Annotated in this window: 32 protein-coding genes; 20 read left to right on the top strand and 12 right to left on the bottom strand. The window is 69.4% G+C overall.

Annotated elements, in window-relative coordinates:
• The first annotated feature begins 40 nt into the window (after positions 1–40).
• Both SMD20_RS28195 and SMD20_RS28190 read left to right on the top strand, forming a co-directional pair.
• On the top strand, positions 41–1,252 hold the full coding sequence (locus SMD20_RS28195; RefSeq protein WP_329586813.1) for an MFS transporter: 1,212 nt from the start codon (positions 41–43) through the stop codon (positions 1,250–1,252).
• Entirely contained in the window at positions 1,242–1,964 is a 723-nt protein-coding gene (locus tag SMD20_RS28190) for an HAD family hydrolase (protein WP_329586810.1), read from the top strand. Before SMD20_RS28195 ends, SMD20_RS28190 begins: the two co-directional genes overlap by 11 nt.
• 132 nt (positions 1,965–2,096) lie before the next feature.
• On the opposite strand, the gene SMD20_RS28185 is transcribed toward SMD20_RS28190, so the two are convergent.
• Positions 2,097–2,702 carry an SMI1/KNR4 family protein gene (locus tag SMD20_RS28185; RefSeq protein WP_329586807.1) on the bottom strand — a complete coding sequence of 202 codons (606 nt, stop codon included), beginning with the start codon at positions 2,700–2,702 and terminating at the stop codon, positions 2,097–2,099.
• Positions 2,703–3,115: 413 nt separating this feature from the next.
• Between SMD20_RS28185 and SMD20_RS28180 the strand changes: the two genes are divergently transcribed.
• Positions 3,116–3,736, top strand: a complete 621-nt coding sequence (locus SMD20_RS28180; protein WP_329586805.1) for a DUF6461 domain-containing protein — start codon at positions 3,116–3,118, stop codon at positions 3,734–3,736.
• A gap of 247 nt (positions 3,737–3,983) precedes the next feature.
• Here SMD20_RS28180 and SMD20_RS28175 read toward each other — a convergent pair whose 3' ends face one another.
• On the bottom strand, positions 3,984–4,649 hold the full coding sequence (locus tag SMD20_RS28175) for a TetR/AcrR family transcriptional regulator (RefSeq protein ID WP_329586803.1): 666 nt from the start codon (positions 4,647–4,649) through the stop codon (positions 3,984–3,986).
• 105 nt (positions 4,650–4,754) lie between these two features.
• Here SMD20_RS28175 and SMD20_RS28170 point away from each other — a divergent pair, with 105 nt between their 5' ends.
• Complete coding sequence (locus SMD20_RS28170; RefSeq protein ID WP_329586801.1) at positions 4,755–5,702, top strand: SDR family NAD(P)-dependent oxidoreductase; 948 nt, start codon at positions 4,755–4,757, stop codon at positions 5,700–5,702.
• On the opposite strand, the gene SMD20_RS48415 is transcribed toward SMD20_RS28170, so the two are convergent.
• The gene (locus SMD20_RS48415; RefSeq protein WP_442942509.1) at positions 5,654–5,953 is read right to left on the bottom strand and encodes a VOC family protein; all 300 of its coding nucleotides are present in this window, start codon (positions 5,951–5,953) and stop codon (positions 5,654–5,656) included. The two genes, SMD20_RS28170 and SMD20_RS48415, sit on opposite strands and share 49 nt — an antisense overlap.
• A gap of 150 nt (positions 5,954–6,103) precedes the next feature.
• On the opposite strand from SMD20_RS48415, the gene SMD20_RS28165 reads away from it, so the two are divergent.
• The 4 genes from SMD20_RS28165 (at position 6,104) to SMD20_RS28150 (ending at position 8,625) form a co-directional block, all read left to right on the top strand.
• Positions 6,104–6,310 carry a hypothetical protein gene (locus tag SMD20_RS28165; RefSeq protein WP_329586799.1) on the top strand — a complete coding sequence of 69 codons (207 nt, stop codon included), beginning with the start codon at positions 6,104–6,106 and terminating at the stop codon, positions 6,308–6,310.
• Entirely contained in the window at positions 6,307–6,723 is a 417-nt protein-coding gene (locus SMD20_RS28160; RefSeq protein ID WP_329586796.1) for a type II toxin-antitoxin system VapC family toxin, read from the top strand. The genes SMD20_RS28165 and SMD20_RS28160 overlap by 4 nt, the downstream gene beginning before the upstream one ends.
• Positions 6,724–6,954: 231 nt before the next feature.
• Positions 6,955–7,185 (top strand): hypothetical protein, encoded by a 231-nt coding sequence (locus SMD20_RS28155; RefSeq protein WP_329586793.1) that lies wholly within the window; start codon positions 6,955–6,957, stop codon positions 7,183–7,185.
• Positions 7,186–7,311: 126 nt separating this feature from the next.
• Positions 7,312–8,625, top strand: a complete 1,314-nt coding sequence (locus tag SMD20_RS28150) for a hypothetical protein (protein WP_329586791.1) — start codon at positions 7,312–7,314, stop codon at positions 8,623–8,625.
• On the opposite strand, the gene SMD20_RS28145 is transcribed toward SMD20_RS28150, so the two are convergent.
• From SMD20_RS28145 to SMD20_RS28135, 3 genes are read right to left on the bottom strand one after another with little or no spacing between them, the layout of a single operon-like run.
• Complete coding sequence (locus SMD20_RS28145; protein WP_329586788.1) at positions 8,626–9,234, bottom strand: DUF1707 SHOCT-like domain-containing protein; 609 nt, start codon at positions 9,232–9,234, stop codon at positions 8,626–8,628. It abuts the gene before it with no gap.
• 21 nt (positions 9,235–9,255) lie between these two features.
• Positions 9,256–9,897 (bottom strand): response regulator transcription factor, encoded by a 642-nt coding sequence (locus SMD20_RS28140; RefSeq protein WP_329586787.1) that lies wholly within the window; start codon positions 9,895–9,897, stop codon positions 9,256–9,258.
• Positions 9,885–11,879: a sensor histidine kinase gene (locus SMD20_RS28135; RefSeq protein ID WP_329586785.1), complete on the bottom strand. Its 1,995-nt coding sequence runs from the start codon at positions 11,877–11,879 to the stop codon at positions 9,885–9,887. Before SMD20_RS28135 ends, SMD20_RS28140 begins: the two co-directional genes overlap by 13 nt.
• 146 nt (positions 11,880–12,025) lie before the next feature.
• On the opposite strand from SMD20_RS28135, the gene SMD20_RS28130 reads away from it, so the two are divergent.
• From SMD20_RS28130 to SMD20_RS28105, 6 genes are all read left to right on the top strand, one after another.
• The gene (locus tag SMD20_RS28130; protein WP_329586782.1) at positions 12,026–12,373 is read left to right on the top strand and encodes a hypothetical protein; all 348 of its coding nucleotides are present in this window, start codon (positions 12,026–12,028) and stop codon (positions 12,371–12,373) included.
• A gap of 26 nt (positions 12,374–12,399) precedes the next feature.
• Positions 12,400–13,068 carry a DUF4386 family protein gene (locus SMD20_RS28125; protein WP_329586779.1) on the top strand — a complete coding sequence of 223 codons (669 nt, stop codon included), beginning with the start codon at positions 12,400–12,402 and terminating at the stop codon, positions 13,066–13,068.
• Positions 13,069–13,146: 78 nt separating this feature from the next.
• Entirely contained in the window at positions 13,147–14,250 is a 1,104-nt protein-coding gene (locus SMD20_RS28120; RefSeq protein WP_329586776.1) for a hypothetical protein, read from the top strand.
• A 60-nt stretch (positions 14,251–14,310) separates the two neighbouring features.
• Positions 14,311–15,237 carry a GNAT family N-acetyltransferase gene (locus SMD20_RS28115; protein WP_329586773.1) on the top strand — a complete coding sequence of 309 codons (927 nt, stop codon included), beginning with the start codon at positions 14,311–14,313 and terminating at the stop codon, positions 15,235–15,237.
• Positions 15,238–15,302: 65 nt separating this feature from the next.
• The gene (locus tag SMD20_RS28110; RefSeq protein WP_329592689.1) at positions 15,303–15,746 is read left to right on the top strand and encodes a MarR family winged helix-turn-helix transcriptional regulator; all 444 of its coding nucleotides are present in this window, start codon (positions 15,303–15,305) and stop codon (positions 15,744–15,746) included.
• 130 nt (positions 15,747–15,876) lie between these two features.
• Positions 15,877–16,353, top strand: a complete 477-nt coding sequence (locus SMD20_RS28105; RefSeq protein WP_329586770.1) for a hypothetical protein — start codon at positions 15,877–15,879, stop codon at positions 16,351–16,353.
• A gap of 37 nt (positions 16,354–16,390) precedes the next feature.
• Here SMD20_RS28105 and SMD20_RS28100 read toward each other — a convergent pair whose 3' ends face one another.
• A complete protein-coding gene (locus SMD20_RS28100; RefSeq protein WP_329586768.1) occupies positions 16,391–17,116 on the bottom strand; it encodes a MerR family transcriptional regulator in 726 nt (241 codons plus the stop codon).
• A gap of 62 nt (positions 17,117–17,178) precedes the next feature.
• Between SMD20_RS28100 and SMD20_RS28095 the strand changes: the two genes are divergently transcribed.
• The gene (locus SMD20_RS28095; protein WP_329586766.1) at positions 17,179–17,847 is read left to right on the top strand and encodes a hypothetical protein; all 669 of its coding nucleotides are present in this window, start codon (positions 17,179–17,181) and stop codon (positions 17,845–17,847) included.
• On the opposite strand, the gene SMD20_RS28090 is transcribed toward SMD20_RS28095, so the two are convergent.
• Complete coding sequence (locus tag SMD20_RS28090) at positions 17,832–18,299, bottom strand: hypothetical protein (protein WP_329586763.1); 468 nt, start codon at positions 18,297–18,299, stop codon at positions 17,832–17,834. The two genes, SMD20_RS28095 and SMD20_RS28090, sit on opposite strands and share 16 nt — an antisense overlap.
• Positions 18,300–18,561: 262 nt before the next feature.
• On the opposite strand from SMD20_RS28090, the gene SMD20_RS28085 reads away from it, so the two are divergent.
• The gene (locus tag SMD20_RS28085; RefSeq protein WP_329586761.1) at positions 18,562–19,659 is read left to right on the top strand and encodes a helix-turn-helix domain-containing protein; all 1,098 of its coding nucleotides are present in this window, start codon (positions 18,562–18,564) and stop codon (positions 19,657–19,659) included.
• 26 nt (positions 19,660–19,685) lie between these two features.
• Positions 19,686–20,201: a hypothetical protein gene (locus SMD20_RS28080; protein WP_329586759.1), complete on the top strand. Its 516-nt coding sequence runs from the start codon at positions 19,686–19,688 to the stop codon at positions 20,199–20,201.
• On the opposite strand, the gene SMD20_RS28075 is transcribed toward SMD20_RS28080, so the two are convergent.
• Positions 20,174–21,079: a helix-turn-helix transcriptional regulator gene (locus SMD20_RS28075; RefSeq protein WP_329586756.1), complete on the bottom strand. Its 906-nt coding sequence runs from the start codon at positions 21,077–21,079 to the stop codon at positions 20,174–20,176. The two genes, SMD20_RS28080 and SMD20_RS28075, sit on opposite strands and share 28 nt — an antisense overlap.
• Positions 21,080–21,290: 211 nt before the next feature.
• Here SMD20_RS28075 and SMD20_RS28070 point away from each other — a divergent pair, with 211 nt between their 5' ends.
• Complete coding sequence (locus SMD20_RS28070) at positions 21,291–21,533, top strand: hypothetical protein (protein WP_329586754.1); 243 nt, start codon at positions 21,291–21,293, stop codon at positions 21,531–21,533.
• 37 nt (positions 21,534–21,570) lie between these two features.
• Positions 21,571–21,948 (top strand): glyoxalase superfamily protein, encoded by a 378-nt coding sequence (locus SMD20_RS28065; protein ID WP_329586751.1) that lies wholly within the window; start codon positions 21,571–21,573, stop codon positions 21,946–21,948.
• Positions 21,949–21,963: 15 nt separating this feature from the next.
• Here the strand turns inward: SMD20_RS28065 and cpt are convergent, their stop codons facing one another.
• Genes cpt through SMD20_RS28050 form a run of 3 tightly spaced genes read right to left on the bottom strand, consistent with a single transcriptional unit; the run spans position 21,964 to position 25,145 of the window.
• Positions 21,964–22,497 (bottom strand): chloramphenicol phosphotransferase CPT, encoded by a 534-nt coding sequence (cpt, locus tag SMD20_RS28060; RefSeq protein WP_329586748.1) that lies wholly within the window; start codon positions 22,495–22,497, stop codon positions 21,964–21,966.
• A 27-nt stretch (positions 22,498–22,524) separates the two neighbouring features.
• Positions 22,525–23,196, bottom strand: a complete 672-nt coding sequence (locus SMD20_RS28055) for an NADPH-dependent F420 reductase (protein ID WP_329586746.1) — start codon at positions 23,194–23,196, stop codon at positions 22,525–22,527.
• A gap of 56 nt (positions 23,197–23,252) precedes the next feature.
• Entirely contained in the window at positions 23,253–25,145 is a 1,893-nt protein-coding gene (locus tag SMD20_RS28050; RefSeq protein WP_329586744.1) for a glucuronyl esterase domain-containing protein, read from the bottom strand.
• 395 nt (positions 25,146–25,540) lie between these two features.
• Between SMD20_RS28050 and SMD20_RS28045 the strand changes: the two genes are divergently transcribed.
• The gene (locus SMD20_RS28045; protein WP_329586741.1) at positions 25,541–25,960 is read left to right on the top strand and encodes a VOC family protein; all 420 of its coding nucleotides are present in this window, start codon (positions 25,541–25,543) and stop codon (positions 25,958–25,960) included.
• Positions 25,961–25,968 lie beyond the last annotated feature (8 nt).

Genomic DNA, 25,968 nt, shown 5'->3' with positions numbered 1-25,968 from the left:
GATCTTAATTTAAGCCCAATGTTCTCGTAGCGTCGCTGCAATGACCACCGACGAGAGGCGGCCATCGTGGACGGGGCAGGCGGTCCACGTTCCAGGCCATCAGGTATGGCTGCTGGCGGTGAGCTACGGGGTGACCATAGCCAACCTCTATTACTGTCAGCCGCTTCTGCCTGACATGGCACGGTCGTACTCCCTGGCCTCCGAGATCGGGTACCTGCCTGCGGTCGGGCAACTGGGCTATGCGCTGGGGCTGGTCCTTGTCGTGCCGCTCGGTGACATCGTCCGTCGACGCCCGCTGGTCTGCCTGCTCCTGCTCGTCGAAGTCGTGGCGCTCGTCGTGACCAGCACGGCACCCACCGTAGGCGTACTACTGGCCGCAGGGGCAGTGATCGGCCTGGCCGGTGCGAGTGTGGTGAACATCCTCATCCCCTACGCCGCCACCCTCGCCGGTGAGCACGAGCGCGGCCGCGTCATCGGGACGATGCTCAGCGGTGGCCTGGTGGGCATTCTGCTCTCCCGGACGATCGCCGGCTTGACCGCCGAGGCGATCGGCTGGCGTGCGCTCTTCCTGGGCGCCGCGGTGGTGACACTCCTGCTCTCCGGCGTGCTGGTATGCAGCCTGCCGTCAGCCCCCGCGGAGATAGCCATCGGCTACGCCGCGCAGTTCCGGGCGACTGTCAAGCTGGCAGTGAGTGAGCCGCTGCTCAGGAGACGCTCGCTGATCGGTGCCTGTACCTTCGGCGCGTTCGGTGTGTTCTGGGCGACCGTGGCGTTCCTGCTGTCAGGGCCTTCGTATCAGTACGGCGAAGCTGAGATCGGCCTGTTCGCGCTGGTCGGCGTCGCCGGTGCGATCGCGGCCCGGGCGGCCGGTCGTGCTGTGGACAGGGGATGGCAACGCCGGTTGACCGGCATTCTCCTCATCGTGGGTGTGGCCTCGTTCGGAGTGACAGCGATCGGCACCCAGGGCCTGGTGTGGCTCGTCGTCGGGCTCCTGGCGATGGACATGGCGGTACAAGGTGCGCACCTGCTGAACATGACCGCGATCTATGGCCTTGTGAACGTGGCACGTTCACGGATCGCTTCCGTCTACATGACCACCTACACCCTTGGGGGCGTGGCCGGCACCACTGCGGGCACGGCGGCCTATCAGTTCGGCGGATGGGCTGCGGTCTCGGCGGTCGGTGCCGTGTTCATGGTCTTAGGACTGATCGTGTGGGCGCGCGACAACCATGGAGGTTTCCATGCAAGCTGACACGCCGACTCCCCTTCTGGTGCTCTGGGACATCGATCACACACTGATCGACGCCGGCACCGTCGCACGCCAGGCCTATGCCGAAGCGTTCCGTAAGGCGACAGGCCTGACGCTGGAGCAACCTTGGCAGTTCGACGGCCGCACCGAACTGGCCGCCGTTACTGATGCGCTGAGGGCTCACGGCCTGGATCCCGACGCTGACCTGCTGGACGCCTTCACGGATCTGCTGATCGCAGAACATCTGGACCGTGCGGGCGACCTGGTCGCTCACGGGCGTGCGCTGCCCGGTGCGGCCGATGCACTGACGGCTGTGGGGGCCGTCCCAGGAGTGCGTCAGTCAGTACTGACCGGCAACCTGTATTCGCTCGCGGTATTGAAGTTGGAGGTGTTCGGACTCGACCGCCACATCGACTTCCGTCTCGGCGCGTATGGAGGCGACGCCTTCGAACGTACCGACTTGCCCGCACACGCCTTCAAGCGCACCCAGCAGCATCTCGGCCACCGGCACAGCGGCGCCGACACTGTCATCGTCGGCGACACTCTCCGTGACATCGCCACCGCCCACGCAGCCGGCGCCGGGATCGTCGCGGTCGCGACCGGAACCCACAGCGTCGCAGAACTACAGGCGGCGGGCGCGGATATCGTGCTGCCGGATCTCACGGACACCCGCGCCGTCCGCCACGCTGTCACCGAAGAGAAGCGGCGCACCTGATCGGGGGTTCTGCACAGGCCCATGGTCCCTGAGCAATTCCAGGCCTCGCGGAGGTCAGACCAGCCGCGCCGCGCGACCATGGATCAAGGAGCGAGAGTTCGTCTGCTTGGGGCAGGCTGAACGTCTCTGCCGTCAAGGCAAGTCGGGCTGCCCCGAGCGCCGATGTCGGCTGACGATCTGCCGTGTCCAGCGCATGTACCAGTCCAGGAACGGCACCGGTTCGCTCCAGCCTCCATGCAGACGGCCCGACGGCTGGACGTCCCTCCAGGGAGCCGATGGCCACCAGTACATGTCCTTCGCCTCGCCCATCTCGGTGAGCCAGACGGTGCCGGCGTACTCACCGTTCATGGCGAGCATGCTGATCCACGAGCACCCGTGGCTGCACAGGAACATGGTTCCAGGCGAGGGCTTGTCCATCCACAGGGTGGGATCTGCCCCGTCGGCGGCGAGGCGCCGCAGTTGCCGCATATCATCCCGAGTCGCCGGAAAGGGCTCCCAGGGGTAGGCGGCGACCTCGGGTTCCTCCTGAAAAAACTCACGCTCCCATTGGGTCTCTTCCACAATCCAACGTAGGTCGAGCATGTGGCCGGGCGAAACTCCCCGGCCGAAACGCAACAGGAACGACCGGAACTCGTCAGGAAGCGGCGCGCCGATCACTTCCTCAAGGGCCACAACCTCGGATTCCGGCAAAGGAACAGCCGTCGAGAGATCAGCAAGCCGGGAGAGCTCAGTAGCCATTTCATCCAGGCTGATGTCTGATCGCAATGGCCTCTCCCGGTTGAAGGGTCAACACGCACAGGCTAACGAGGTCGAAGAGTAGGCGGCTGAGTTCTGCCTGGGGCAGCGAGCCCGAGCATCCGGCCACAGGTGGGGTGATGCGATACTCGCCAAGTACCGCAGCCCGTTGCGCCTTTCGGGACGTACGACGCCTTCGACGAAGACGAATCACCGGGGCCGTCGACCACCGAGGCTGTCAGTCAGGCCGGCGAGGATCTGCCAGCCCTCACGCGAACCGGCTGCGGATCTTCGTCGGCGCACTTGAACGATGATCGTTGGTAGCCCTGGGCTCTCGCGATCTGGCAACTGATCTTGTCTTACCCATCTGCGAAGATCTTGTACTCCATGTACCTGAAGTGACGGAGTTACATGACATGAGCAATGGGCGGCCTGCGGGTTCTGATGTGTATCGCTACTACCAGCGCTTACTCAAGGATAACTGGCTGGAAACGGGCATTTGCTGGACCGTTGTCGTTCCTGACGACGGAAAGCCGCTCACACTTGCCGAGATTGGTGAACGGGTGAGTGGCGGCGCAAGTCACGAGGTCCAGGAGGTGTCCCGCTTTGAGGACGACTACTCCGACGAGGGTGCCTGGGCTGTGCTGGTGGGCCAGTCCGGTTCGGTGACCGAGTTGTTCGAGTACAATGGGTTCCACGGAGTACACCCCCCGGCGCTGCAGCGTCTCAGCGTCGGCGCCCGCGCTTACAGCGTCTACTGGAACGTGAACGCCAACAACCGCATCGGCTTCGCCGCCGACGGAGAGATGTTGCTCATGGTCGATGCCATGTATCCGGAGGAGTGGGTGCACCGGGCGAATCTGGCGCGTTGGCCAGAGCTGACGGTCATGGCGCCACACTTCAGGTGGAGAAGGGGCAAGAGTTGGAAAGCGGCAGCACTGGCGACGGTGGAGCTCACCACGGGGGCCAGGTTGAGCTTCGAGTGGCTTGAGCAGGAGCGTCCGTATCTCGCGTGTCTTGATCCCGGGGTGGACTGAGGAGACGCTGCGGCTGCGCAGCCCAAGCAGGTGTGAGGAGACATAGGGAAGCCGGCGATCGGACCAGCCGATCTTGCTGACACCGGTGCTGGCGACGACCGTGGACACCGCTGTACGCACCCGGAGGCTGATCAAGCCTCGGAAGCCGCTGAGCAGGCACGTCCAGCAACTGTAGACGGCGGTGGACATTTGGAAGTCCCTTGCAAACAGGAGGCCTGTCTCAGGCTCCTACCACTTGCAAGGCAGGTCAGCGGCGGGGTAGCACGCCCAGGAGGGTTGCGGTCAGGGCCAGCTTCAAGGATTCCTTCAGCTCCAAGTGGAAGCGGGCGAGGTCGGGCTCGGCCCGGTAGGCCGCCTGGAGGCTGGGTGGGGGTGTGCTGTACGCCGACAGCGCGCCGGCCATGACCATGGTTTGCAGGCTGAACAGTGTTGCGTTCTCGCCCAGCTCCGGCAGGTAGTTCTGGATCAGGGCGGTCATGGTTGTCAGACGGTCCAGGGAGGCGCGCTTGTAACGTGCTACGACCTCGACGGAGACGTTGTGTTCCAGGACGCCGCCCTGTGCGCCGAAGAGGTCGCACAGCACCGTCCGGCTGGAGAGCGAGCGGCTGAGGATCTCTGCCACCGCTGAAGCTCGCTCTGCCATGGGCAGATTTTCGTCGATGCCGGCGGCCAGCTCGCCCGACAGTTCCGTCAGCCACTCCTGCAGGAAGCGGTCCAGCAGTTCCAGCAGCACCGCCTCGCGGGACTCGAAGTAGCGCAGCACGTTCGGCTTGGCCAGGCCTACCCGGCGGCTGAGCTCGTTCAGGGTGACTGCGGCCACGGGCATCTCGTGGAGCATTGCCGACGCCGTGTCGAGGATCGCCCGCCGGCGGATCTCCCGCTGCTCTTCGGTCCGCGCCCGCTGGAAGCTCACGATCGCCAGCCTAACTTAAGTACCTACGGTACGTTGACAGCGTACCGAAGGTACTTTAGCGTGGCGGAGAGAAGATACCTCCGGTACGTTAGATGGGAGCCCGGCATGGGCGAGAAGTGGACGACGGCGAACATTCCGGACCAGCGCGGGCGGGTGGCCGTGGTGACCGGAGCCAACACCGGGCTGGGATACGAGACCGCCAAGGCGCTCGCCGAGCGCGGGGCGTCCGTGGTCCTCGCCGTGCGCGACGTCGAGAGGGGCGAGCAGGCCGCGGCCCGCATGACTGGCGACGTGATCGTGCAGGCGCTGGACCTGACCTCGCTCGACTCCGTCCGTACCGCCGCGGCGGCGCTGCGGTCCCGGCTCGACCGTATCGACCTGCTGATCAACAACGCCGGCGTGATGTACACCCCGAAGCAGACCACCCGGGACGGCTTCGAGATGCAGTTCGGCACCAACCACCTCGGACACTTCGCGCTCACCGGGCTGCTGCTGGACCTGATGCTGCCGGTGCCCGGCTCGCGCGTGGTGACGGTCAGCAGCACCGGCCACCGCATCCGGGCCGCGATCCACTTCGACGACCTGCAGTGGGAGCGGTCCTACAGCCGGGCCGCCGCCTATGGCCAGTCCAAGCTGGCCAACCTGATGTTCACGTACGAGCTGCAGCGCCGGCTCGCCACGCACGGCACCACCGTCGCGGTGGCCGCGCACCCCGGCATGTCCAGCACCGAGCTCGCCCGCAACACCCCTGCGGCCCTCCGGCTCCCGCTCACCTGGCTCGCGCCGCTGATCACCCAGACGCCGGCGATGGGCGCGTTGCCGACCCTGCGCGCCGCCACCGACGCCGCCGTACTCGGCGGTCAGTACTACGGTCCCGGCGGACGCTTCGAGGTCATGGGCCACCCCCGGCTGGTCACCTCCAGCCCGGAGTCGTACGAGGTGGCCGTCCAGCAGCGGCTGTGGGCCGTCTCCGAAGACCTCACCGGTGTGAAGTTCCCCGTCGTTCAGCCCAAGCAGGAGTCGTTTCCCTCCGGATCGGCAATCACGATGTAGCCCGCGTTGGTAGGAAGCGCCGGCTCGTCGGGGCGCAACCGGGTGACGCCGAAACCGAAGAGGCGCTCGCACTCCGCTTCGAGGGCGGCCTTCGCCCGTCGCTGTGCGGGACGGGTGCGGCGCGTACGTCCAGGTGTAGCCGGTTCTTGGCAGTTTGCCCTCGGGGCCTGCTGAAAGAAGATTCGAGGACGTACGCCCCCGGGGTCCTCCAGAGACGTCCGCCAAGACCTCTCGGCTGAGCTCGGCCGCAAGGCAACGGGTGCTGCGGGATCGGCGGCACGGGTGTGGCCTGCCCGGTCGGCCGGACTTCCGGCGAGGCCTTAGCTCGGCGGGACGCCCCTGTCCGACCAGGACAAGGGTGTCCCGGGCTTGGGACGCTCATGTCTCGTAAGCTTGATGGTATGAGCGTGATGCGCGAGGAACTTCATCACCTGGTCGACCGGTTGCCCGAGGAGAAGATCGCGCCTTTGCTCCGTCTGGTTCAGGATCAGCTCGATGAGCAGCAGACGGTGCGCGATCTGCCGTTCATCGGAATGCTGGAGGCGGAGCCGGATTTCGCGGAACGCGCCGAGGAGATCTTGCGGGCGGAGGACAATCATCCCTTGTGATCGTCCTTGACACGGGTCCGCTGGTCGCGGCGCTCAACGGCAAAGACAGGCACCACGAGGTGTGTGCACGCCTTCTGCGTACACATCCGGGTCCGTTGCTCGTCCCGTCCACCGTGGTCACCGAGGTGTGTCAACTGGTTGAGAGGCGGCAGGGAAGTGCGGCCGAGGCTGCCTTCCTGCGGACCTTCGGTGCAGGGCTGACCCTGGTTGACCTCACGGGCCAGGATCTTCTGCGTATGAGCAGTTTGGTCGCGGCCTATTCCAGCCTGCCTCTGGGCGCGGTCGACGCTTCCGTGATAGCGATCGCCGAACGGCTCAACATCTCGGAGGTGGCCACGCTCGATCGCCGGCACTTCACAGTGGTGCGTCCAGATCACACCCATTCGCTGTTTCTCCTGCCAGAAACGCTGTGAAAACTGCGGCACCGGTGGCACGGGCGTGGTCTGCCGTCCGCCTGACCTCCGGCGAGGCCTGAGCTTGGACTTGCTCAGCCAGCGTGGTTTTGTACAGGAAGATATTCAGTTGATGTACGACTGTCGGTACGAGGCCACTGAGCTGAGCGTCACCAAAGCGGCCCAGCGAGGGGTTTGACGGTCGATTTGATATTTGGCGCCCCCGAGGGATCTCCGACGCTCTGTGAGAGAGTGACGGACACCGAATTGGACGAAGCCTCCTCACAAGTGGTCATCGGGATCTTGGCGGAGAAGGACTGCCCCCGGCAATGGCCCTGGGAGGAGCCCGTGTACACCAACATGGTTGGCTACCGGCATCCGGTGAAGTTCACCCTGAAGCGATCGCTCGCTGGAAGAACCGTCATCAACAACACTGACGGTCGGCGTGTGCGGATCTATCTGGAGGAGAGCAAGTCTCGGTGACTTCGGCTGATGGGGCGTGCTTGGTCATGCATACCGAGATCACGGCAGAGGGCCCCCATGGCTTCCGTCTCGCGCCTGAAGCGGTGCACGTGGTCGGCAAATGCTTCGGCGTGCGAGACTCCCGGCATGAGAACGGCGAGTCGGGTGCTGGCCGTGCTGATGGTGGCCGTCGCTGGTTGCGCGGTCGGTCCCGATACGGTCCCTGCCGGGCGTACGTCCTCGCCTGGTCGCGCCTCCGGGGACGTGATCTCGCCGCGGCCGGTCGGTGCTGCGGAGCTTCAGCCGTTGCCGGCCCGGCCGGCGAGGTGTGCGCTGCCGCCGGAGGGGCGTGACGACCTGCGTGCGTCCGATGTCGCGACGGCGTGGCGCACGCTCTGGGTCGATCGCGACCGCGGATCCATGGGCCTGCTCGCCGCGGGCGCGGACGGCGCGCTCTGGACCACGTTCTGGGAGGAAAGGGAGCGCGGAGGCGCGTTGGAAGGCCGGAGCGGAGGGGTGCGTCGTTGGGACGGCGGCGCGTGGCAGACGTTCGAGGTTCCTTCCCTTCCCCAGCGTGGTGGGCAGTCGGTCGTCGCGCTCGCCGCCGCCTCGGCGGATCAAGCCTGGGTGTTCGGGCAGTCCAGTGACAGGAAGGGGGCGGACACGATCGGTTTCATCGGCACGTACGAGGGCGGCCGGTGGCGTTCGGAGGCGCTGGTGAAGCCGGCGGCCGACGCGATCGGGTGGGCCTATACCGCCGCGCGATCCCTTGGGGCGAACCGTACGTGGGCGGTGAACGGGCAGGTGGGGCTGCTGTGGACGGGGCGGGAATGGCGCCACCATCAGCTGCCAGCTCAGGCGGGCGCGCTCGGCTCGGAGGACGATCAGGTCTGGGCGGTGACGGGGGAGCACAGCGGGCAGCCGGTGGCGATGCGCTGGGAGCAGGCGGGTTGGCGTCTGATGGGGGTGCCCGTACTCGAGACGCCGGACCACGACGTGGCGGGCAGCACCCTTCGGGATGTCGCCGTGATCGGCCCTGATGACGTGTGGGTCGTGGGCGGAGTCTCGTGGTTGATGGAGCACGAGTACGACGATGAGGGCGAGCCGCTGGAAAGGGGCCGCCCGGTGGCTCTGCACTGGAACGGGAGGTCGTGGACCTGCCACTGGGGCCCGCTGGGGTCGAGCTCGGGGCGTCCTGCGGGGCGGATGACCAGGTTCGGCCAGGCGGAGCCCGACGGCAGGGGCGGCCTGTGGGTGCTCGGCCGCGGCGACCTGCTCTGGCATCTGTCCGACGGGCGCTGGACGCGCCACCGGGTGCCCGCGCCGGCCGGGTACGCGGCGAAGGTCAGCTCGCTGGCCCGGCGGCCCGGCACGAGCCAGGTGTACGCCGTGGGCTCGGTGATTTCGGAGGAGGAGGACGCCTTCGATGTCTCCCACGCCGCCCTCTGGCGTGCAGGCTGATCAGCGCTTGTGCCGGTGGCGTGGCTTGCCGCTCACCCCGCCGAACAGTGCCAGGCCCTTCACCACGAGCACCGGCGCCGACGGATCGACGTCCGCGCTGCCGTGTACGTCGAAGCCGCCGAAGATCCCGACGCCCTCGCTGCGCACCTCCATCCCCTCGGGCACGATGATCTCGGCCCCGCCGAAGATCGCGGTGATCTTGATTTCGACCTCCCTCGCCTCGAACTCGGCATCGGTCAGGTCGAACCGCATGCCACCGAAGAGGGCGAACCCCGTGGTCTGGCGGCGGACGCGCCAGCGGCCCTTGCGCTCGCTGCCGCCGAAGACGGCGATGACGTTCTCGGGCGCGGACTCCGTGGCCGGCAGGTTGGAGACGACGTTCGCGGTCACCGGGTGGCGCTGGTCGGTCTGGAGGTCATGGGTGAGGAGCTGGAGCTCTCCCATGGTTTTGGCCTGGTAGACCTTGTCCAGGCGTTCGGAGTACTCCTCGTGGCTCAGCTGGCCGGTGCTCATGGCTTCGCCGAGCACGGCGGCGATCTGCTCCCTGTTGCTGTCCGAGGCGCGGAGGTGTGACAGCTGGGGGTCCCTGGGCGAGGGGCGGTTTTCCATAGGAGTCACGATAGTACGCGTTCAGGGGCGGTTGAGGTAGAGGAGGACGGCCAGGACGCGGCGGTGGTCCTCCTCCGAGTTGGCCAGGCCGAGCTTGGCGAGGATTGAGCTGACATGGGTCTCCACCGTCCGGTCGGCCAGCCAGAGGCGCCGGGCGATGCCGACGTTCGTACGGCCCTCCGCCATCAGGGCCAGCACCTCACGCTCCCGTGCGCTCAGCGACGCCAGAGGGTCGTCGGCCCGGCGGCCGCCGATGAGGCGCGCGACGACCTCGGGATCGAGGGCGGAGCCGCCTGCGGCCACCCGCTGCAGCGCGTCGAAGAAGTCGTCGACGTCGAAGACCCGGTCCTTGAGCATGTAGCCGAACCTCCCGCGGGACACCAGGTCGACGGAGTGCCGGGTCTCGACGTGCTGGGAGAGCAGGACGATGCCGAGCTCCGGGTGGGTGTCGCGGATCTGCCGGGCCGCCCGGGCACCGTCGTCGGTGAGGTCGGGCGGCATCCGGATGTCGATGATCGCCAGTTCGGGATTCGCGGACGTGACGGCGGCGATCAGCCCCGGGGCGTCCTGGGCCTTGGCCACGACCTCGTGCCCGGCGTCCGCAAGCAGGCGGGCCAGCCCCTCCCGGAACAGGGCGGAGTCCTCGCCGATCACGATGCGCACGGCAGCACCGCCTCGACCAGGGTTCCGCCGCCGGCCGGGCTGGACAGCCGTAACGTGCCGCCGGCCGCCTGCACCCTGTCGACGAGGCCCGCCAGACCCGTCCCCGGGCGGATCTCGGCTCCTCCCGGCCCGTCGTCACTGACCCGTACGGTGACCCGGTCGTCGGCACGGGTGACGCGGACGCCGATCGCGGCGGGTCCGGCGTGCTTGACCGCGTTGGTCATCGCCTCGCTCGCGACGTAGTAGGCGGTCATCGCCACGTCATCGGGCGGGTCGTCGGCCGCCACGTCGGACGCCACGTCGAGCGTCACGGGGACCGGCACCTTGCCGGCCAGCATGAACAGCGCGTTGCCGAGCCCGTCGTCGAGGCTGCTGGGCCGCAGGCCGTGCGCGATCTGCCGCAACTCGGTGACCGCGGAGGCCAGCTCCGCCACCCACTGGTCGAACAGGCCGTCGACGTCCACGGTGCCGTCGCCGAGATGCCGTTGCGCCAGCCGGATCGCCATGCCGAGGGAGACCAGGCGCTGCTGCGCCCCGTCGTGCAGGTCGCGTTCGAGCCGCCGCCGCTCCTCGTACCCGGTGTGCAGCAGCCGCGTGCGGCTGGCCTCGGCCTCGTCGAGCGCCCGGCTCACCTCGATGCGCAGCCGGACCACCTCGATGAGCAGCGCGCCCGCGGCGGCCGCCTCCCGCAGCAACTCCCGGGTGCCCGCTCCACCGCGTACGATGGCGCCGATGTCGTGGCCGCCGAGCCGTACGCGGGCGACGAAGGCGTCGCCGGGGTCCACCGGGGCGCCGGTCGCGTCGACGAGTCCGGACGTGCCGGGCAGCCGATAGCCGACCCGCAGCGCCGGGTCGCGCAGCGCGGTGCGCAGTGTCGCCTCCAGTTCCTCGGGCTGGGCCTGGCCCGCGTGCGTACGGTCATGCAGTTCTTCGACGGCGGTCAGCACGGCTTGCCGGGCCGGGTAGAACCGGCGATCCACCCAGTGCTGGAGCCGGACGCGCAGCGGGGACAGCGCGGCCGCGCAGACGGCGGTGCCGGCGGCCGCGGCCACGGGCGAGCTCCGGCCGGTGCCGAGGCCCACCAGGAACGAGGCGGCCGTGTAGAAGCCGAGCAGGAGCGCGGTCACCAGGCCGTAGGTGACGGCGGCGCTGATGGCGCGGTCGATGTCGTAGAGGTCGTGCCGCAGTACGGCGATCGTGGTCGCCACCGGGATGGTCAGGGCCGTCGCCGCCAGGCCGATGAGCGCCGGCTCGGGCCCGCCGAAGAACAGGTAGCCCGCCCAGCAGAGCAGCAGCGTCAGCGGGAGACAGGCGGCACCGAGCGCGAGCCACTTGAGCTGCGCCCGCGCCACCTCCTCGGTCGCCCTCCGGTAGCGCAGCACCACCGCCGCCGCGGAGGCGATCAGCAGTCCGAGGAAGACCGGCAACAGCGCCACGGTCGCCGTCCGCAGCACCGGCAGGTAGGGCTCAGGGAGCCGGAAGGGGTGCGGCACCGCCTCGAACGGCGGCCGGTAGGGATCGGGGTCGAACGCGCAGATCACCATGAAGAGCGTCGGTACGACCAGCAGCCCGGCGACCGCCCACCGCCACCGCCGTCCCGGCAGCCGCCCGTCGGGGAACATCAGCATGAGCAGCGCCGCCGGCACGTACAGGAACATCCAGTCGCCCTGCGACAGTCCCACGTACAGCTCGGGAACCGGCAGGTCGGGCCGCCGGGCGACGGCCGAGGCGTACAGGTCGTCGACCGTGACCCCCACCGCGGTCGCGCCGACCAGCATGAGCAGCGGGCCGACCACGCTGCCCGGACGCCGGACGGCGACCAGCGTCCCGAGCACCACCGAGGGGAGCGCCAGCGCCGCGCCGGTCGCGAACCTCGCCGTGGCGCCGCCGTCGCCGCCGATCGTCGCCAGCACCACCCCGGCGCCCGCGAGCACGGTCGTCAGGGCCGCCAGGGCGAACGCGGACAGACGGTTGATGGTCACACCTTGAACGCTAGGGCTCCGGGATCGCCCGGTGAATACGTGCCAGTACGGAGACAGGTCCCGTGCCTGCCCGGATCCGGGAAGCGGGCGAGCGGCCGAGACTCCGAATCGGCACCTGTTCCCGCTTCATCCCCAGGGAGGATCCCATGAAGCGTTCCCGTCTCCTCGTCGCCGGGCTGATCCTGTGCGGCCTGCTCGGTCTCATCGACGTGGTCACGCTGCCGTTCGGCGACGGCGAGCACCCTCCGTTCGCGGTGGCCGCCGCGGGAGCCGTCCTCGGGCTGGTCACCTTGGCCGGCATCGTGCCGGCCTGGCGCGGCAGCCGGGCCGGCGTGGTCGCCGTGATCGTCACCAGGCTGCTGTCGGGGCTGACCGCCGTGCCCGCGTTCTTCTTCGACGGGGTTCCCGCCGAGGCGGTGATCGCGGCCGTGGCCGGCGTCGTACTCACCCTCTGCGGCGTCGCGCTGGTCGCGCCGGCTCTGCGCCAGGTCTGACCCCGCTGACCCTCCTGAGGAGAATCATGGAAACTGTACCGGCCGGTCCGTCGCCCACCCGTAGTGTTCCGCTCGCCGTGGCGCTGTTCGCCGCGCCCTGGGGATTCGTCGTCGCCAACGGCGCCTACGCGTGGGCCACCCGCGCCGGGGGGAGCGACGGCAGCGGTGCGGAGGCGCTCGCCCTGGCCGCGGCCCACCCCGGCCTGTACCGCCTCGGCGCCGTCGCCGCGATGCTGGCCAGCATGCTCATGGTCCCGGCGGTTCTCGGCGTCAAACGGCTCGTGGCAGACCGGAGTCCGAAACTCGGATTCGTCGGCGCGGTACTGACGGCCGGTGGGTACATCTGCTATTTCGGGATCGCCCTCAGCGGGATCACCGACGTCGCCATGGCCGAGCACGGCGGCCCCGTCCAGGACTACGCGATCGTCATCGACAACAGCCAGAGCGACGTGTCCATCCTGTGGGTGTTCCTCCTCTTCGTGCTGGGCAACCTGGTCGGGACGCTGCTGCTCGGCCTGGCCCTCCTCCGCAGCCGCAGGGTCCCGCTCTGGGCGGCCGCCGCGGTCCTCGCCTGGCCTCCGCTCCACGTGACCGGGCTGGTGGCCGGCAGCGAGTGGTTCGAGGTCGCGGGCGCCGTCCTGCAAGGGATCGGCCTGGCGGTCACCGGCTCCCGCCTCCTGGCCGCACCTCGGTGATCTCCCGGAGAGGCGGGGATACTCACCGGAGGGGGCGCGTCTCGCGCCCCCTCCTCATCTCCCCGAACTGGAAGCATCATGGACGTTTCCCTCACCGCCTACGAACGCGCACAGCACCTGTTCCCCGATCACGGGTGCCTGACCTGGATCAGAACCGGCGCGTCCGACGAGGCGTTCGCCGGCCTGGTGCGTGCTTTCGGCGGCGACCCGGCCACCGCCCACCCCGCCACCTGGGAGGACGCCGAAGGCGAAGCCTACGATGACCTCGCCGACGACGCCGACGGCATCATGCTGGCCGCCTGGCACGGAGCGTGGACGGTCGTCATGGAGCTCTTCAACGCGCGGGGCAGGAGCCTGCGGACGCTGCGCGACCTGGCGGCCGACGGCGAGGCCTACAGCGTGGGGTGGACCGTGAACGGCGTGGTGAGCGTCACGTACGTGGCCCGGGGCGAGCTGGTCGCCACCTTCGAGCCCGCCGACCTGGCCGGCATCGCCCCCGCGTCCGGCCGTGACTGGCTGGCCGGGCTCCCGGTGTCGGAGGAGCAGTGGCGGCGGCACTGGTTCGGCGCGGCGCTGGCCGTCGGGGAGGAACTGTCCGGCGCGCGCGTGGACGGCTCCTGGCTGCGGCGGGAACACCTGTGCGTCCAGTTGCACCCGCTGCCGCCCCGCCCCGTGACGCCCGCGGACCTGCTGGACGCGGACATGCGGGCCGTCGCCGAACGCGATCCGCGCATCGGGGCGATCGCCGCCGACCCGACCCCCGCCAAGCTGCCGGAGATCATCCTCGTGGCCGCCGAACTGGCCGTCGCCACCACCGGCCTGGAGGGCCCGCCGATCGAGGAGGCGATGCGGTTCATCGCGGCCGGCGACCGCGGCGAGACGGCCCAGGAGACCCGCAACCGCCTCTTCCGCCTGCGCGACCGGTACCGCGCCGAAGCCCGCGCCGTTCCCGGCGCGATGCCGGGGCACGACACCGAGCACGGCCGCCTGTTGCTGAAGGAACGGGCCGTGCAGGCGCTGATCTACGCGCTGCGGCCCGGCGCCGACCTCGCCGAGGTCGCCCAAGAGACCGTCGAGGCCGCCGGAGAGACCCATCTCCGCGAGGACAACGGCGACCGCGAGCGGGAACGCGTCCTGAACGTCGTCACCTACTACCTGCGTACCGGGATGAGCCCGTGGTGACCGCTGCTGGAATCGGGCATTCAATGATCTTATGGGACAAAGGTTCGCTAATCTCGTCGGGTGATCTCCTACCGTGCGATCGTCCCCGCCGAAGTGGACCGTGTGACCGCGTGGGTCGTGACCGAGCCCGTGGGCTGGATCCCCGCCGACCGTTACCTCACAGAACTGGCGGAGAACATGTACCGGCCGGAGTGGACATGGATCGCCGAGGACGGCGACCGCGTCGTGGGGCGGGCGCTGTGGTGGGGGCCGAAGGACAGCGCGCACCCTGTCGCGCTCGACTGCCTCGATGTGGATCCCGCCGTTGGTGACCGCGCCGCCGTCGCCGCCGAACTGATCAGGGCCGCGCTGGCCGGTTTCCCGCGGCCGGTCCAGTACGCGATCAAGGCGGCCGGCGGCTGGCGTGACGATCCGGCCACCTCATCGGCCGTGGAATGGCGGCGGGCGGCAGCACGCGCGGCCGGCCTCACCCTGGAGGTGGAGCGACTGCAGTTCGAATGGGCGCCCACTGACGGATCACCTACGGCAGCCGGGGCGCTGCGGTTCGCCGAGGCGTCCGATGAGGAGTTCCTGGCGGTGTTCGCGAGGATCGCAGAGGGCAGCCTGGACGCCCAGACCCGGGCGAGCCTTGCGACCAAGGGGGTGGATGCGACCGCGCGAGCGGAGATGGACTTCTATCTCGGTGCTCCGGGCAAGCGGGAGTGGTGGCGGATCGCCTGTACGCACGAGGGCGAGGTGGCGGGCATGGCGATCCCCTCGGCGACGCCGTACAGCGTGAACGTGGGGTATCTCGGGGTGGTCCCGGAGTTCCGGGGGCGCGGATACGTGGACGAGCTACTCGCCGAGATCACCCGCATCCACGTGGCGAACGGAGAGGCGCGGGTCACCGCCACCACGGACGTGGGCAACGCGCCGATGGCGGCCGCGTTCCTGCGCGCTGGATACCGCAACACGGAGATCCGGATCAACCTCTCCAACGACCTGTAGTCCTTGAGGGCTTGTCGGCCTTCCCGCGGAGCTCGCGGGGTGGGGCGGGCGTACGGGAAACTGGGCTGGTGACCGACGACCGTCCCGACGCGCCCGTGACCAGCCCTTCCATCATCCTGCTCACGCTGGCCCGCCGGATCGAGACCGAGCTCAATGCCGCCCTCTCCCCGCTCGACCTCACGGTGAGCAGGCTGGGGCTGCTCGGACACATCGCCGGTGTGCCGGGCGTCTCGTTCAGCGATCTGGCGCGCATGTCCGGGACCACGGTTCAGAGCGTTCACGCGGCCGTCAAGACGCTGGCCGGGGCCGGACTGGTGCGCGACAATACCGCCCGGGCCGGCTCGGCGTCCGCGATCGAGGTGACGCCGGAGGGCGCGCGGCTGCTCAAGGCGGCTAAGGAGGCGGTGAGCGGCGTCGACGAGCGGCTGTTCGGCCCGGACGCGGACCCGATCCAGCGGCAGATCGCCGACGCCGTCCGCGCCGCCTTCTCCGGCGGCGATCCCGCCTGATTCCCGGGCCGGATCGCGGCCGGCCCCCGGATTCGCATCCAGGTCCGGCCGGAGGCTGCCTTCCCAACCTTCAAGGGGACTGAAGGATGAGCTATGCTTCAGGCTGCCTGAAGGTTGGGGAGGAGAGCTTGTGGAAGCACTTTTGTTGTCGGTGCACGTACTGGCGGGCATCGTGTTCGTCGGGGGTTCGGCCGTCGCGGCCAGCCTGTTTCCCCGTTACGTGCCCCTGGCGGCCGGAGTTCCCGCCGGAGGCGTACCTGAGGCCGCGTCGTCCCAGGCCGAGCCGGACCGCAATCGGGCAGTGGCGCTGGCGATGCACCGCATCACCCGCGGCTACAGCCTCTTCGGCATCGTCGTACCGGTCGTCGGCGTCGTGCTGGCCCTGGTCCAGGGGCGGATGGGCGAGATCTGGGTCAATGTCTCGATGCTCCTGACCGCCGCCGCGGGCGGTCTGCTCGCCCTGCAGATCTACCCCCGGCAGCGGGCCGCGCTGGCCGAGCCGGGCGACGCCGCGTCCCTGCGCAGGCTGTCCATGCTCGCCGGGATCTACAACCTGCTCTGGGCCGCCGTCGTCGTCTTGATGATCGTCCGCCCGGGTGCCGACTGAGCACGGATCCGTCGAGGAGGCGTTCGGGCCAGGCCGCTCAGGACGGTGAGCGCCGTCGGGAGTGAACGGACACCTCGAGCACGACGGCGTGGGCGCCGTCCGCGTCGACGAGGTGCTCTTCCACCGTAGGGCCGGTGATGGCCAGGTGGTGGCGGCGCAGCCAGCCGAACAGGTCCTGCCCGGCGCGGACCACGTCCGCCGAGGGCGGAACGACGGCTCGTACGGCGGCGCGCGCGGGCAGGGTGAGCTGCTCGCCGTCCTGACGATCGGTGCTCACCGCAGCCGTGAACCCGCCGGTCGGCTCCCCGCGCAGCCAGGTCAGCAAGGTCGCCGGCGGCGCCGGGCACAGCGCGGCGAGCTCGGACGGGTGGGCGAGGCGCACCCGGCGGACCCGCAGGCGGCGCGAGCCCAGCGTGGTTTCCTGGGGCAGGATCGACATCGGCATGGTCAGGCGGTCCTCGGCGTGAGCCGCGGCGGCGGCGAGGACGGCGATGTCACGCCTGATGCCCGTCACGATCTCGGCCAGGGCCTGTCGCAACTGGTCCTCGGGAGCGTCCAGCAGGTCAGCGATCTGGCGTAACGGCAGGCCGAGGCGCTGCAGGCCGCGGATGCGTTCCAACCGCGACAACTCGGCCACACCATAGCGGCGATAGCCGGTGGACTGGTCCACCGCGGCCGGCGGCAGCAGTCCGATCTTGTCGTAATGGCGCAGGGTTCGCTCGGATACGCCGACCATCCGCGCCAGCTGCCCGATCCGCCACATCCTGGCTCCTCTCCGTGGCAGGTTGACTTTGTCCCTGCGGCAAGGTCCTACCGTCACCGTCCATGACCGACGCGAACCCTCGGAACCGGCTCACCGGTGTCCTGCTGTTGACCTCGTTGGTGGCCATGATCGCCGGTGCGGCCATCGTGGTGCCATCGGGGTTGACCCTGAATTCGGCCGACCCCGGTGCCGCGCTGGCCGCGGTGCGCCGGCAGCCAGGGCTGCATCTGACCGAGCTGGCCTTCGACGTACTGGGCTGGCTGGCACTGACCGCGGCCGGGCTCGTGATGGCCGCTCGCTCCGCCCGGGCGCCCGGACCGCACCTGGTGACACTGGCCGGCGGGCTGCTGGCCGCCGCCGGGCTGGCCGGCCTGCTTCACGACGCGGGGAACCTGGCGCTGACCCAGCTGGCCGCCCGCCCCATCGCCCCGGCGGTCGCCACCGCGGCCTGGGCGGTGCTGCTCACCGCCAAATGGACGGTCAACCTGGCCGGGCTGCTGTGGGTCGCCGCCACCGCCGCGGCGGCGGCCGGCGTCCCGCTGCCGGCCGGGCTGCGCGTCGCCGGTGCGGTCGCCGCGCTCTCGGGCGCCGCCGCGGTCGTGCTTCCGTGGACGACCGGGACCGCCGGGCCGACGGCGGCGCTGGAACAGCTCGGGTACGCACTCCACCTGCCGGTCATGATCTGGTACGGGGTGCTGGGATGGCGCTACCTGCGTCACCGCCAGAACTGAAGCCGGTAGATGTCCACCTGGTACATGTCGCGAGGGAAATCCGGCTCACTGTCGTTGTCCAGACGCTTGTGCTGCACACGAGCCGCCCACACGGAGTCGGGTTGACCCAGGTCGAAAACCTGCTGTTCGTAGCCTTCCTCGTAGTAGTCCTGGAGCTTGATCCTGCCTGACCGCAGATAGATCTCCCCGGTCCACGAGTCTTCCCAGACCGGTTCCGGCAGAGGAGGCTCGCCGGTCCACAGCTCGAAGCGGATGTACGCCGGAGTACGCCGCACCGTCTCCAGCACCAGGCCGTTACGGCCGATGGCGGCCCCTGGAATGGTCGCCGTCGCCGACCAGGCGCCATCCCACGGAGCCTGGTCCTGTCCGTGCAGGGCGGCCAGATCTGCCACGAGGCACGACCCGAGATCGGTCTCGATGTCGTCCACCAGGCTCTTGATCAGCTTCGCCACGAAAGACTTCCTCTCGTCTTCGTTCCAGGTCGCGCCCGTCCTCGTCGAGGAGATGGAATCAGCCGAGTGAGACAGTTTCTGCGCCGAAACCAAAGATGGGCGAGTGAGACGCCGGCAAAGAACATGGCGCCGGAGGTGGCCGCGCAGGCGAAGGGGCCGATCTACTAGGCATGGCAAGGGTACGGAAGGCGGGCATCGTGACAATGGTCAAGATTCGGCTTTCCGCCTCGCATGCTCCTGGCGCTCGTGCGATTATCGCACTATGAAGGAGCCGGGAGAGTGGCTGGACATCGGTGAGCGGGTGCGGGAGTGCCGTATGGCTGCCGACATGTCCCAGGAGGAGCTGGCGTCGGCGCTGAAGCTCGACCGGACCATGATTGCGAAGATCGAGCGAGGCATTCGCCGTGTCGACGCGCTCGAACTCGCCAAGCTGTCAGCGGTTCTTCAGGTGCCTTTGGGATATTTCCTTGATCCGCCGCCATCGGTCGTGTCCCGCCGAGCAGAGCTGACCGACGACACCATGACGGATGCGACGCGCGCATCTCATCGGCTGGAAGTGGCTCTCTCGACGTGGTTGGCCGACATCCGGCAGCTTGTCGAGATGGGGGCGTTTGATCCTCCTCGGATCGAACGCTGCCCGGAGGACGTGCGCGACGCGCTGAGCGCCAGGCGTGCCGCCGCCTGGGTACGCGAGCGCCTCGGTCACGGCAATGAGCCCATCGATTCGCTCATGGGTGTCTGTGAACGGCTCGGGCAGCTGGTCGCGGTGGTCGAGGTACCGGGCGATGGCGCCTCACTGATCGAGGACGATCTCGCCGTGGCCGTCGTCAGCAGGCATGGCGATCCCGGCCGCCGGCGCGCGACCGCCGCTCATGAGCTGGGGCATCTGGTCGTCGGTGACGAGTACTCCACAGACATAGGCATCCATGTTTCTCGTGGCGAAAGAGAATCGATCATCGATGCGTTCGCCGCGGAGCTTCTTCTCCCGGTATCAGCAGTTCGCAGCGTCGCTGCCTCGGGTGAGAGGGCGAAGCGCGAGGATTTGGTGGTCTTGGCCGCGCGCTTCAGAACCTCCTGGTCATTGACCGTACGACAAGCCGTCGTAGCCGAAGTCATCGACAGGAGCGCCGCCAGAGAACTACGCCGGAGAAACCCGACACGCGGGGAACTGATGGAAGCGGTGGGGTGGGCGCCTCAACCCGATCTGGAAACGGTTCGGGTGCCTCCCCGCTTCGCGCATGCGGTGATGGAGTGCTACAAGAGGTCGCTCATAACGGAATCTCGGGCGGTCGAACTCATGCGCGGTCAGATCGTGGCCGCCGATCTGCCGGCGCGTGATGATGGGGACCTCGACCTGTGAGCAGCGCTGAGCCGGACCCTCTCTTGGTGTTCGACGCCATGTGCCTTTCTCATTTCGCTCGCGCGGAGCGCTTGGACGTGCTGCGTGATCTTCTGGTCGGCACCGCGTGCCTGACCACTCATGTGGTGCGGGAAGAGATACGAGCGGGAGTGGAGGCATACCCGCTCCTGCAGGCCGTGCTCGACGCGGACTGGCTTGGGCTGGCAAGGCTCGATTCTCTGGAAGAGATCAAGTGTTTCGCCAAGTGGGTGCAGCGCATCGGATCTTCGGAGCGCGATCTGGGGGAGGCCAGTGTGTTCTCCGCGACCGAACTGTACGGGGGGATCGCCATCACCGACGATCGGGAAGCCGTGGCGGTGGGGCGGGCTCATGGCCTGGAGGTCCACGGCACCGTATGGCTTCTTGCCTCTGCGGTTCAGGATGGAAAGCTGAGCGAAGTCGCTGCCGGGAACATCGTGGACGCTTTGAGCGTGACAGGAATGCGTCTGCCATGTAGCGGCTCGACTTTCGGGCCCTACCTTCGTCGCAACGGTGGCACCTGATCCTCCGGAAGGGCGGCGCGGTGGCTCGGTTCGTGGGGCTCGCCGGTGTCTGTGACGGCTTTCAGGAGGTGTAGCCGGTCCTCGTGGCCGGCCTTGGGGGTGTAGACGACCAGTAGGGGGCCGGGCGGAGGTTGGAGTGGGTAGGCGTCCCATTCGACGGCGATGTCGCCGACGCGTGGGTGCCGGAAGGTCTTGGCGCCGTGGACGCCTTCCCTGACGTCGTGCCGTGCCCACAGCCGGCGGAAGCTGGGGCTGCTGACGCTCAGCTCGTCCAGGACCGCGATCCCTCGGGGATGATCGGGGTCGGCGGAGACGGCGGCGCGCAGGATGCCGATGTAGTCGAGCGCCGTGGCCTCCCAGTACGGGCACTGCGGCTGGAAGTCCTCGTCGAACAGCGTGAGGAGCACGTTGCGCCGGTCCGGCGGCAGCTTGCGGGGGTCGCCGAGCAGCGCCGCGGCCAGGTCGTTCCAGGCGAGCAGGTCGAGGTGCCGGGTGGCCACGAACGCCGGCAGGTCGATCGCCGTCAGCAGCAGCCTGGCGTTCCTGGGCACCCGGTCCGCGGCGCGGCCGGCCGGTGGTCGTGGCCCGCGGGTCAGCTGCGCCAGTCTCGTCAGGTGGCGTCGTTCGACCTCGTCCAGGCCGAGCACGTCGGCGATCGAGCTCAGCACCGTGTCGGAGGGGCGTACGTTCCTGCCCTGTTCCAGGCGCTGGTAGTAGTCGGTGCTCAGTCCGGCGAGGGCCGCGACCTCCTCGCGCCGCAGTCCCTCGACCTTCCGCCTCGGGCCGGGCTCCAGCCCGAGGTCCTGCGGGGTGGTCCTCTCGCGCCGGGAGCGGAGGAACATCCCGAGCTCCCGGGCCGGTGCCCGCTCGTCGACCATGGTTGAATTTTGCAGCACAGCCGTCCCGTGAGGGCGCTTTCACCACACCTGATTTTCGGGCCCCCTAGCGCACTGGCGCGGCTTTTCGGTGGGTCTGGCAGACCCAGGTTCGGCAGGTCCAGGGAATGATCGGCCGCCGGCCCTACCGTCGGCGGTGCGGCCGCCGAGCCGCTTAGGACTCGCCCCGGATCTGATCGATGGGAGCCGAACCGTGAGACTCAGAGCGCGCATCGCCGTCGTCGCGGCCGTCGTCGCCGCCGGCGCCGGCCTGCTTGCCGCCCCCGCCCAGGCGGCGACGCTGATCAGCACCTTCCCGCCCAGCGAGTACGGCAGGCAGTTCTGCCTGGCCGTGGAGGGCTACTTCGAGGACAGGAAGGCCGAGGCGGAAGGGCACGCCGGAGACTGGTACTACTGCGAGCTGACGCCGACGGCCTGGAACCTCTACGAACGTTGAGCGATGATTTCCGGGGTCGTAGCCGGTCTAAGAGGGCATGAGTACTCAGCCGAGCCCGTACGCCATCCAGCCCATCCTGTGCACCGCCGACCTTGAGCGGTCGAGGTCCTTCTACGTCGAGCTGTTCGGTGCGGAGGAGCGCATGAGCGTGCCGGGCGACGACGGGCCGTTCTCCGTGGACCTCCGGATCGGCGGCGCCGGCCTGGGGCTGGTCGCCTACGGGCCGGGGGCCGAGGTCCCGCCGGGCCGGGTCATCGTGGCGGTGTTCGTCCCCGACGTCGACGAGCTGCTGCCGCGGGTGGAGCCGGCCGGCGGGAAGGTGGGCGGCCCGGCCAACGACATGCCGTGGGGCCACCGGGTCGCCCACATCACCGACCCGGACGGCAACCTGATCAACCTCACCCAGCAGCTCTGAACAGGTCCTGCCAGGTCACGCGAGGTGGGCGGCGACGGCGCGGGCGCAGTCCAGCGGGTCCATCCGGGAGGTGTCGATCTCCAGGTCGTACGACACGCCCTGGTGGACCGTCGTCGCCTGGGACGCGGCCATGCCCGCGGGGCGGTCGCCGCGCGCCGCCTCGCGGGCCGCGGCGACCGCGGGGTCGCACCGTACGCCGACCCACAGCACGCCGAGCCCGGCGAGGGCCTGCCGCCACCGCTCCTGGGAGTCCGGGCCGCCGATGAACACGTCGTCCACGACGACCCGGGCCCCCGCGCGGGCCATCGCGGCGATGCCCGCCGTCCACGCGCCGTCGAGGATCTTGAACTCCGGTCCGACGACCACGCTGCCGTCGGGGGCGAAAGAGACGCCCGCGTCGGAGTCCCGCAGGGCGGGGGGCAGCGCCTCGACCATGGTGTCGACCGAGAAGAACAGCCACGGGTCCGGCAGGACCGCCTGCAGCGACCGCCCGATCGTGGTCTTGCCCGAGCTGGAGCCGCCGTTGAGAACGATCACCTGAGTGGTCATCGCGCCATCGTACGGGCTGCCGGCGCCTCAGTGGCCGGCGGCGGTCAGCCCGGATCGGATGGTCTCGGCGGAGGCCGGCACGCCCGGCGACTCCCAGAAGTTGGCGGCGTCACCCGCGTACGGGCCGCCGTAGACGGGGGTGCCCGGCTGGAACCGCCGGCCCTCCGCCAGGGCCCCCGCGTCCACGGCGTCGTAGCCGATCGCGTCGAGGAACGCGGCCGCCTCCTCCTTGGCCGCCGGGTCGTCGCCGGCGATCGCCAGGGCGCTGCGGTCGGCGGCGCCGGCGGGCCGGGCCAGCGCCCCGAGGTGCCGGAAGAAGATGTTGTTGAAGACCTTGACCACCCGCGACTCCGGCAGGTGCCGCTGGAGCAGCTCGCTCGACGTGGTCGAGTCGTCGTCGAGCTCGGGGAAGTGCCCGTCGCGCTCCGGGTAGTAGTTGTTGGTGTCGAGGACGGTCTTGCCGGCGAGCGGCTCCACCGGCACCTCGCGGTACGCCTTCAGCGGGATGCTCACCACCACCAGGTCGCCGGCCGCCGCGGCCGTGGCCGCCCGCGCCTTCGGGCCGAGCTCCCCGACGAGGTCACGCAACGTCTCGGGGCCGCGTGAATTGCTGAGCACCACGTCGTAACCGGCCGCGACGGCGAGCCGGGCGACGGTGCCGCCGATGTGTCCGCTGCCGATGAAAGCGATAGTCGTCATGCATGCTCTATCACCGGGAGACGCCCCGGCATTCCCGGTGACAGGGCAGGCGGGGGTCAGGAGCAGGTGTAGCCGGAGGGATGGGCGGTGTCGCCGTTCGGCCGGGTGGCCTGGAAGCCGAACGTGGCGGTGGCGGCCCCCGGGGCGAGGGCGCCGTTGTGGGCGACGTTCCGTACCGTGACGGTCTGGCCGGAGACGGTGACGGCGCCGTTCCACGAGCCGGTCAGGGTGTGCCCGGCGGGCAGGGTGAAGGTGACCGTCCAGCCGGTCATGGCCGAGGCGCCGGTGTTGGTGACGGTGAGGGGCTGGATGACGTAGCCGGTCGCCCACTGTGTCTGTACGGTCGGCACGGCCGTGCAGCCCCCGGTGGACGAGCCGGGCTGCGTCGTGACCTGTGCCGTGTTCGAGACCGGGGAGGTGTTGCCCGCCGCGTCCCTGGCCCTGACCTGGTAGCGGTAGGTGGTGCCAGGCGTCAGGCCGGTGTCGCTGAACGAGGTCGTGGCCGAGGTGCCGGCCTGCGCGAACGTGCCGCCGCTCGCGCCCGGCGCGCGCAGGACGTCGTAGCCGGTGACGCCGGTGTCGTCCGTGGCGGCCGTCCAGGTCAGGGTCGTGCCCGTGGACGTGGTGGCCGAGGCGGCCAGGCCGGACGGGGCCGTCGGCGGCGAGGTGTCGGAGGTGGAGTCGCCGAGCGCCGGGGTCGCCCAGTCGCGCCACTCGGCCAGGTTGCCGCTCTTGCTCGCGGCGATCCGCATCGTGCCCGTGGAGCTGCCCGTGTTCAGCAGGAACTTCTGGATGTACTGCTGCATCGGCGTGCGCCATTCGGACCGGGTCGCGCAGTGGGTGCCGTCCTGGACGTCGGACCAGTACGTGAGGTTGCCGCCCGCGCCGAGCGCCTTGTAGATCTCGGCGCCGCCCAGCGCGGCCACGCTCGCGGACCGGGCGGCCAGCCAGTCGATGTGCGGGTTGTCCATGATGAACAGCCCGCGCGGCGCGATCATGCCGACGATCTCGTGCGTGTCGACAGGGAGCCGGGCGGGGCTGCCGGTGAAGGAGCCGAAGGCGTCGCCGAGCCACGGCTGCTCGGAGTAGGCGCTGCTCAGCGGCTGGGCGCCGCTCTCGCCGGGGATCGCGCGGAGGGCCGCGACGCCGCCGCTGCCGGACTCGATCGGCATGGTCAGCGCGATGCGCTGGTCGAACGCGCCGGTCACGAAGGCGCCCTTGCCGTAGCGGGAGCAGCCCGTGACGCCGGTCGCGTCCGCCCGCAGGATCGAGCCGCCGGACTGCTCGATGACGTCGATGATCCGGCTCACGCCCCAGGCCCAGGCGGCCAGGACGCCGGTGCTGCTGGTCGCGCCGTAGAGGGTGTAGAACGCGCCCTGCTTGTTGCTGCGGGGCGTGCCCTCCCTGCCGACCGCGAGGGGGTCGTAGCTGATGACGGCCGCGCCGGCCGCGCGGATGGTGGCGGTGTCGGCGCCGAGGCCGCCGAGGACGACGACGGCGGGGAACGGGCCGGAGCCGCCGCTGGTCGGGAGCTGCACGCCCGCGGAGAAGGCGGCGCTCCTGCCGTTGTGTGAGACGTTGACCGTGATGCCGCTGCTGGTGACCGTGCCGGTCACGCCGGACGGTTTCGGCGGCTTCTCGCCGTAGACGAACTTCTCCGCCAGCTTCCTGATCTCCTGCCGGCGGCACCGCCAGTCGGACCTGGTGGTGATGCGGGTGCCGTCGAGCTTCGTGAACGGGTCGGGAAGCCGGGAGACGGCAGGCAGGGATCCCGCGTCGGGGAGACCGGGCACCGGGCAGCCGGCGCCCTCGTCCTCGACCCCCGCCGCGGCGATGGAAACGCCGGCGCTCGCCGCCGGCACCGCTCCGGGGACCGCGAACGTCGCCGCTGCCGCCAGCACGACGACCGCCGCGCGGAGCCTGGATCGGCCCAAGTAGATGATCACCATGCTCTCCTTCCGGGGGGACGACGATCAGTGTGCGAAGCGGTACGAAAAGTGTCAATAATTGTCTGAAATATTTCGGCGCGCGTGTGGTTGGCCTCGCCTTATTCGGGACTGGGCAGTGAAAGTTTCTTCGTCCATACTGAGGTCAGCGGGCAGGCATGGGAGGGTCGCCGCCCGACCGAAACTTTCGGAAGCCACATCTGGCTGTAAATAGGCGGCCATATTGGTCAGGACATATCGACGTGTGTTCATGGCCGCCGGTAATTGCTTCATCGGGCGGCGCGCGTGGCAATTTTCTTCGTCATTCCCGTGAACGCCGCGTTAAGCCGCCATTTTCACGCCGCGCAGGTGGACAGGGTGAATAAGGAAGACGATATTGGGAGCAAGGAGGTTCATTCATGGAGGCACGCCTGGACCATCTCGTCTGCTGGGTCGCCGACCCGGCCGCCTCGCTGCGCTTCTACGAGCGGGTGGTCGGATTGCCCGGGGTCCGGGCCGAGGAGTTCCGAGAAGGCAGGGCGGGATTCCCGAGCGTCCGGGTCGCGTCCGAGACGATCCTCGACCTCATGCCGTACGAGAGCGCCAGAGGCGTGGACGAGGGCACCGGGGTGCGGGGCACGGCGGGGCACCCGCTCAACCACTTCTGCCTGGCCGTCAATCGCGAGGATTTCGACGCGCTCCAGGTGCGGCTCAAACAGAACGAGGTCGAGGTCACCGGCACGGGAACGAACTCGTTCGGCGCCCGCGGAATCGCGCCCGAGGCGATTTATTTCGCCGATCCCGACGGCAATGTCATCGAGGTCCGATATTACGAGTGAGCCGGCGC

Source organism: Nonomuraea sp. LP-02, assembly GCF_036289125.1.
Taxonomy (GTDB): Bacteria; Actinomycetota; Actinomycetes; order Streptosporangiales; family Streptosporangiaceae; genus Nonomuraea; species Nonomuraea bangladeshensis.
The sequence above is the reverse complement of the archived record's forward strand: the minus strand, read 5'-3'. Positions and strand labels throughout refer to the sequence as shown.